The organism is Xanthomonas cassavae CFBP 4642, from assembly GCF_000454545.1.
Taxonomy (GTDB): Bacteria; Pseudomonadota; Gammaproteobacteria; order Xanthomonadales; family Xanthomonadaceae; genus Xanthomonas; species Xanthomonas cassavae.
Genome location: NZ_CM002139.1, coordinates 3,338,776 through 3,339,801, shown reverse-complemented (window position 1 = coordinate 3,339,801; position 1,026 = coordinate 3,338,776). Strand labels below are relative to the sequence as shown.

Below are 1,026 nucleotides of genomic sequence, written 5' to 3'. Positions count from 1 at the left end.
AAAACCGGCTCTGGGCATGGTGTGGATTGCATCATGGCCGTGGCAAGTCGTGGCAGCATCTCGCGCAAGCGGAATCGACGATTAAAACGATAGGCCGCTTCTCCCAGGTAACGCCTTGCGTATTTGCCTTGCGCGATGGCGTGATACACGCCACTGATGGCGCGTTTGAGATTGCCCAGCACCACGTTGAGCCAACGTGCACCGGCCGTTTCGGTCGCGGCACGACCACCGCCAGTGTCCAGCGTGGTGTGCGCGTGGCCGGCGTCTTCTAGCCGGCGGAAGCAGGCCAGCCCATCGGTGTAGACCTCGCATTCGGGCGCCAAGCGACGGGCAATCCAGTCCTGCAGCGAGGTGTTGTCGAAGCTGCGCACCGGCTCGATCACCACAAAGCGCGGCGCGGTGAAGGTGGCATCGGTCTGCACCGCAATCAGGAACGCTTGTTTGTTCTCCGATCCGCGTCCGGCCTTGCCACCGTTACGCTCGCCGCCGAGATAGGCATCGTCGATCTGCACGAAACCCGCCAGTTTCCGCATGGATTCGCGCTCGGCCATAACCTGCATGATCTTGTGTTTCATCCGCCAGGCCGTCTTGTAGTTGACGCCCAGATGCCGCATCAACTCCAGCGCGGCCATGTTGGTTTTGGTCGAGGTCAGCAGGTGCAACGCCAGCATCCAGGTGCGCAGCGGCAGCTTGGTGCCTTCGAACATCGTGCCTGCAATCAGGCTGGTCTGATGCCGGCACGCGCTGCATTGGTAGTAGATCGCAGCACCCCGCTTGAAACGCGAGCGCACGCGTCCGGCACAAACAGGGCAACGAAAGCCTTGCGGCCAGCGCCACTTGTAAAGCGCGCGATAGCACTTGGCTTCGGTGCCGTAGGACGCGAAGAACTCAGGCATCGACAATCCCGCTTGGAACTGCACGGCATTGATACTCATCACGCCACCTCGTTGGCTTCAGGTGACAGCAGCATCCACCCAGCGCGGCGCAGATCCTGCGACAGGCGGCTGATGGTCAGGGCTAATCAGG

The 1,026-nt window shown here is 61.6% G+C and carries 1 protein-coding gene; it reads right to left on the bottom strand.

What is annotated here, in order from left to right; all coding sequences use genetic code 11:
• On the bottom strand, positions 1-935 hold a 935-nt coding region (locus XCSCFBP4642_RS24925; RefSeq protein WP_084624533.1), incomplete at its 3' end, for an IS1595 family transposase.
• Between the last annotated feature and the right edge of the window lie 91 nt (positions 936-1,026).